Origin of the sequence: Desulfosporosinus sp. HMP52 (genome assembly GCF_000765145.1) — a bacterium.
In the GTDB taxonomy this organism is placed as follows: Bacteria; Bacillota; Desulfitobacteriia; order Desulfitobacteriales; family Desulfitobacteriaceae; genus Desulfosporosinus.
In genome coordinates this window covers 38,707-44,798 of record NZ_JMGA01000026.1, presented here as the reverse complement: position 1 = coordinate 44,798, position 6,092 = coordinate 38,707, and the positions used below count along the sequence as shown (strand labels likewise).

Below are 6,092 nucleotides of genomic sequence, written 5' to 3'. Positions count from 1 at the left end.
GCGACTTGCTTTATATTAAATTGAGTAAAGAAGGAGAGAAAAAGAATGAAAACTCCAGAACAATATGAAGAGAGCCTACGTCAACTCAAACTTAAGGTGTATCTGCAAGGTGAACTCGTAGAAAACCCAGTCGATCATCCGATCATTCGACCATCTTTAAATTCAGTGAAAGCAACCTACGAGTTGGCGCAAAAACCTGAGTATGAAGATCTAATGACAGCGACATCTCATCTTACAGGTAAAAAAATTAATCGTTTCTGTAATTTACATCGCAGTACAGAGGATCTTGTCAAGAAGGTGAAAATGCAACGACTGCTCGGTCAAAAAACAGCTTCTTGCTTCCAACGTTGCGTGGGTATGGATGCCATCAATTCTGTTGATAGCGTAACCTTTGAGATGGATCAAAAACTAGGTACAAAATACCATGAACGGTTTACTCAGTTCCTCCTCAAAATCCAAGAAGAAGACTTGGTGGTCGACGGTGCCATGACCGATCCTAAAGGGGACCGCGGTATTGCTCCTAGTAAACAGTCTGATCCAGATCTTTACCTTCACATCGTTGAGAAGCGTGAAGATGGGATTGTCGTTCGGGGGGCCAAGGCTCACCAAACGGGTGCTATCAATTCTCACTGGATCCTTGTTATGCCGACGATCTCGATGGGCCAAGACGACTCCGATTATGCAGTATCTTTCGTAACCCCTTCTGATGCTGAAGGCATCTACTATATCTACGGTCGACAATCTTGCGATACTCGTAAATTAGAAGAAGGAGATATTGATGTCGGCAATAATAAGTTCGGTGGGCATGAAGCGTTAATGGTGTTTGATAACGTATTTGTCCCTTGGGAAAATGTATTTATGTGTGGTGAATATGAGTTTAGCGGTGCTTTAGTTGAGCGCTTCGCTGGGTACCATCGCCAAAGCTACGGGGGCTGTAAAGTGGGGGTAGGCGACGTCCTCATCGGTGCCACTGCCCTTGCCGCAGAGTATAATGGTGCTCATAAAGCTTCACATATTAAAGATAAATTGATCGAGATGGTACATCTCAACGAGACTCTCTACTCTTGTGGCATCGCTTGTTCGGCTGAAGGATCGAAGACGGCTTCCGGTAACTATATTATTGACTTGATGCTTGCTAATGTTTGTAAGCAGAATGTGACTCGTTTCCCTTATGAAATTACTCGGCTTGCCGAAGATATTGCTGGCGGATTAATGGTTACCATGCCATCTGAAAAAGACCTGCGTCATCCAGAGATAGGGAAGGTTATTGAAAAATACTTTAAGGGAGTCTCTAAAGTTCCAACCGAGCACCGCATGCGCATCCTACGTCTAATTGAAAATATCACACTCGGCACGGCGGCTGTCGGGTACCGTACGGAGTCGATGCATGGAGCTGGCTCACCTCAAGCTCAACGTATTATGATTTCTCGTCAAAGCAACATGGAACAGAAAAAGTCACTCGCTAAAGTAATTGCTGGTATTCCAACTGAAGAATGATATCTAACAAGGATTAATAGTGATATGACGTTAAGCATTAAATTTTGTGGCGGGTGTAACCCGCGGATCGATCGTGGCCGTATCGCGGATCAAATCAGGAATTACTTCGTCAAGTATGGTGTACCGGTGATAACTAACGATCTAGAGGCTGATATTATCATTTATATTAGTGGTTGTTCGGCAAACTGTTCTGAGCGCTACACTAAGTGTGATAAAACGTCTGTCGTTATCGCCGGTACCACCGTGAATGCTATAACGGTGTCTGAGCGGCAGTTAAGCTCTGTCGTCATTGAAAAAATTACTGAACTACTGGAATAGGGGGACTCTTCGTGGAAGACGTTGTTATTGTTGGGGGTGCGAGAACACCCATTGGAGATTTTACAGGTTCACTCAAGGATGTTTCCGCTGTAGATTTAGGTATAGTAGCTACTATAGGAGCTCTAGAGAAATCTGGAATTAATAGTAGTGTAGTAGAAGATGTAGTAGGCGGCATGGTCTATAAAGCGGGGGTTAAAGGAAATCCGGCTCGTCAAATTCAGCTAGGCGCTGGAATTCCAAAAGAAGGTGCTGCTACGACAGTCGATCAATTGTGCGGTTCGGCTATGCGTGCTCTTGAAATTGCGTCTCACCAATTAATGTTAGGCAAAACATCAGTGGGTCTTGTCGTAGGGATAGAAAGTATGTCTAGAGCACCCCATCTACTACTCAATGCCCGGCAAGGTATCCGTTTAGGCTCTGATACAATGCAAGACCATCTTCTCTACGATTGTTTGATTGACGCTTTCACAGGGTATCACATGGGTATGACGGCTGAAAATCTTGCTGAGAAGTACAATATTTCTAGACAAGAACAAGACGAGCTTGCAATGCTTAGTCACTATAGAGCTATTGAAGCAATAAATAGCGGCAAATTTAAGGATGAGATTGTACCTGTAGAAGTAAAAACGCGCAAAGGTACTACAATCGTTGAAGTTGATGAACATCCGCGGGCGGATATATCTATTGAAAAGCTCAGTAAACTGAAGCCAGCTTTCAAGAAAGATGGGACTGTAACTGCTGGGAACGCTTCCGGAGTCAATGATGGAGCTGCAGCAGTTGTCTTAATGACAGCAAGTAAAGCGAAGGAACTAGGAGTAAAGCCTATCGCCAAAGTTCTATCCACCGCTTCATATGGTGTTGAACCCGAAATCATGGGAATTGGTCCGGCCTACGCGATCCCTAAAGCGCTAAACTATGCGAACCTTAAGCTTAGCGATATCGACTACTTTGAAATCAATGAAGCTTTCGCTGCCCAATTTCTAGCCTGTAATAGAGAACTAAAAATCAACCTAGATAAGGTTAATGCTAACGGCTCAGGGATTGCGTTAGGCCATCCCGTTGGATGTACAGGTGTCCGAATTATCGTGACAATGCTTAATGAACTTAAACGTCGTGGCGGGAAATATGGTGTTGCCTCCTTATGTGTGGGAGGTGGGCCAGCCATGGCTACCGTTATCGAAATGTTACCGTAGATTGGAAGGGATAAACGTGAAAAAAGTTGTTGTTCTTGGTGCTGGTACAATGGGTGCGGGTATTGCGCTCGTAACAGCTCAAGCTGGTATGAAGGTTATTCTTCGTGACGTTTCAGAAAGTCTCGTTCAAAAGGGTCTGAGTATTATTGAAAAGAACCTAAATAAAGCGGTTGAAAAGGGTAAAATTACAGCTGAGAAAAAGGCGGAGACTATTGGGAACCTCATAGGGGTTTATGATTCCGAACAATTCACTGAAGAATTACAGGACACGGACCTAATTATTGAAGCGATTGTTGAAAAAATGTCCGTAAAGAAAGCCGTATACCAAGAATTGGATATGCAATGTCCAGAAAAAACAATCTTTGCTACAAATACTTCTGCATTAAGTATTAGTGAAATAGCCTCATCCACAAACCGTTCCCAAAATGTAATCGGGTTGCACTTTTTTAATCCGGCAAATGTAATGCAACTTGTTGAAGTTATAGCTGGAGCATCGACGAGTCCTGAAACGATTGAACTCATTAACGATTTTGTAAACAGAATCGGGAAAGTACCCGTTCAAGTGAAAGAAGCTCCTGGCTTTATCGTCAATAGAATGTTAGTGCCTATGATTAATGAGGCAGCCTTTATTTATATGGAGAATGTAGCATCTGCGGAAGATATCGATACTGCAATGCGCCTGGGAGCGAACCACCCGATTGGGCCTCTTGCTTTGGCTGATATGATTGGTATAGATGTGTGTCTTGCTATAATGGAAACATTGTACACTGAATTCGGTGACCCCAAGTATCGTCCTTGTCTGGTGCTGAAAAAGATGGTCCGATCTGGTTTCTTAGGGCGTAAAACAGGTAAAGGGTTCTATCAATATTTGCCTTATGCTTTGGAGAAGACCAAAGAGAAGGGATGTCTGCATTTTTAGAGAAGAGATCGCCTAATTTTGTTCAAACCTAAAATGGGCTAAACCTAAGAATTCGTTAAAGGTGAAAGGAGAAATTTTAATGAAAGTTATTCGTTTTGAATATCAAGATAAAACTGGCTATGGGGAGCTCGAAGGGGAAAAAATATTTCTTTTAGACCGATCTTATCTCGAAGAAAACTGTAAACGTACTGGGGAAATGGTCAATTTAAATGAAGTTAAATTATTAACTCCAGTACAACCGAGTAAAATTATTTGTGTTGGCTTGAATTATTCAAAACATATTGAAGAAATGGGAGATATCCTTCATGAAGAACCCGTTATCTTTCTCAAACCGCTGACTTCATTAATTGGACCGGAAGATGAAGTGATTATTCCTAAAATGAGTAACCGTGTGGAGTATGAAGCAGAGCTTGTTGTAGTTGTCGGAAAGACTTTGAAGGATAAGGCAGAAGATCAGGTGCTTGACTCTATTTTTGGATACACCTGTGGCAATGACGTGACAGCGAGGGATCTTCAACAGAAGGACGGTCAATGGACTCGGGGTAAGGGATTTGATACCTTCTGTCCAATCGGACCTTGGATCGTAACAGATTTAGATGTAAGCGAACTTGGTATTCGTTCAGTTCTTAACGGAGAGACCAAACAATCGTCCAATACTAAATATTTTATTCATTCGGTTGCTAAACTGATCAGTTATATTTCTCAGGTCATGACCATAAATCCAGGTGATGTAATTATGACGGGTACTCCTGAAGGAGTAGGCCCTATGAAATCGGGGGATAAAATTGTGATCGAAGTAGAAGGAATTGGTCAGCTGCGCAATAAGATTGGATAAGATTCCTTAGAATTTTTTCACCCTTTCTTTGGATGTGTTGTGCAGCTTAATTTTTAAATTTATTATATACAATGTTAAACACCTTTAACTCGTATGTTGAGACGGGTTAAAGGTGTTTCTGTCTTGTTTCCTTTGCTCCACCATGAGTGTCGACACGGGAATATCCCTGAATCTCATAGACAGAAACTTCATCAAGTATTGGGGACCACTTCGTGGGAACAGGAAATATATCAAGAATCACCCCAACTAACATTGTTCGGTGATGTTGACATAGAAGGAATTGGCGAAGAGATCAGATGCACCGTGGAAACTTTTAAGCTATGCTGATGTTAATAGGGACGGCCTGAAGGATGAAGGAATCAATTTATCTTGATCAATCACAACGAGACAACGGGTCCGTCACGCTTCATATTTATGACAGTAGCGGCAATGATATATGGAACGAGCAGGCCGGCACTTCACATGTGGGCTGGACTTCACTTTTCCTCTGCGAACAGGGCGGAGAATATTATCTTTTGCGATATCTCCCAGGCATGTGGCAGGGTTATTGTACATATACCTATACCCTTTTCACTCTGGAAGGCGGCGCCGAGCATGCCGTCCGCAGTAACACAATCGAGTTTGACGTAAACGGCGTGAATAAACTGGACGCGCCCAATATGATCGCCTTTGCGGAGGAAGTGAATGGGTTGCTCGAAAAGAGTACCCTTCTCCTGAGCAGCGAAGGCGGAGAATATTCCTTTGGCCCGTCGTCAGCTGACCGGTTCTTTGAGCGATATTCATGGCTGGATGGAATGCCGAAGTTTATGCAGACGGTGACGACCTTAAGACACCTGGTTATGGATGGAAAAAATGTTTCTTTACATGATTTTGGACGTGCACTCACAGCTTTTGAGGGTTTTAATATGGATTTTCAGATAAGGGATCTGTCCGAAGAAGTCCTTGGGAAAGAAGGAGCTCTCCTTTTCTGAGTGGGGCAGGGAGAAGTAATCCCTTGAAGGAGAAATTGCCTGTGTGTTGAATATAGTTATTAAAGATTTAACCATAATAAATGGCTTTGACCGAAGGCGAATACACAGCGTTCCGAGTGGAAAAACAAAGGAGTTGTTTGGAAATGTTGACGTTACTGGCAACCTTAAAAGTAAAACCTGGCAAAGAGGTCGAAGTGACCGAAATTTGTACTCAATTGGCCAAGGAAGTTCTTGGTAAGGAAAAGGACTCTTTGAAAAGTACAAGGATAAAGAGGCCTTCAAAGCCCATGGGAGTTCAGCTTATTTTCAGGAAGCAGCCCAAAAGTTTGAAGACCTACTAGAGGGTAAGATCCAGGTTA

At 42.8% G+C, this 6,092-nt stretch carries 7 protein-coding genes; all 7 read left to right on the top strand.

Features of this window, described 5'->3' with window-relative positions:
• Positions 1 to 45: 45 nt before the first annotated feature.
• Positions 46 to 1,497: a 4-hydroxyphenylacetate 3-hydroxylase family protein gene (locus tag DP73_RS11790; RefSeq protein WP_034599696.1), complete on the top strand. Its 1,452-nt coding sequence runs from the start codon at positions 46 to 48 to the stop codon at positions 1,495 to 1,497.
• A gap of 126 nt (positions 1,498 to 1,623) precedes the next feature.
• The gene (locus tag DP73_RS11785; protein WP_128751411.1) at positions 1,624 to 1,815 is read left to right on the top strand and encodes a hypothetical protein; all 192 of its coding nucleotides are present in this window, start codon (positions 1,624 to 1,626) and stop codon (positions 1,813 to 1,815) included.
• 11 nt (positions 1,816 to 1,826) lie between these two features.
• Complete coding sequence (locus DP73_RS11780) at positions 1,827 to 3,008, top strand: thiolase family protein (protein WP_034599693.1); 1,182 nt, start codon at positions 1,827 to 1,829, stop codon at positions 3,006 to 3,008.
• 16 nt (positions 3,009 to 3,024) lie between these two features.
• Entirely contained in the window at positions 3,025 to 3,927 is a 903-nt protein-coding gene (locus tag DP73_RS11775; RefSeq protein WP_052090626.1) for a 3-hydroxybutyryl-CoA dehydrogenase, read from the top strand.
• A gap of 79 nt (positions 3,928 to 4,006) precedes the next feature.
• Complete coding sequence (locus DP73_RS11770) at positions 4,007 to 4,762, top strand: fumarylacetoacetate hydrolase family protein (protein ID WP_034599692.1); 756 nt, start codon at positions 4,007 to 4,009, stop codon at positions 4,760 to 4,762.
• A gap of 350 nt (positions 4,763 to 5,112) precedes the next feature.
• Positions 5,113 to 5,733, top strand: coding sequence for a hypothetical protein (locus DP73_RS23460; RefSeq protein WP_034599691.1), 621 nt, complete (start codon positions 5,113 to 5,115; stop codon positions 5,731 to 5,733).
• Between the two features lie 143 nt (positions 5,734 to 5,876).
• Entirely contained in the window at positions 5,877 to 6,074 is a 198-nt protein-coding gene (locus tag DP73_RS11760) for a hypothetical protein (protein ID WP_242865746.1), read from the top strand.
• Positions 6,075 to 6,092 lie beyond the last annotated feature (18 nt).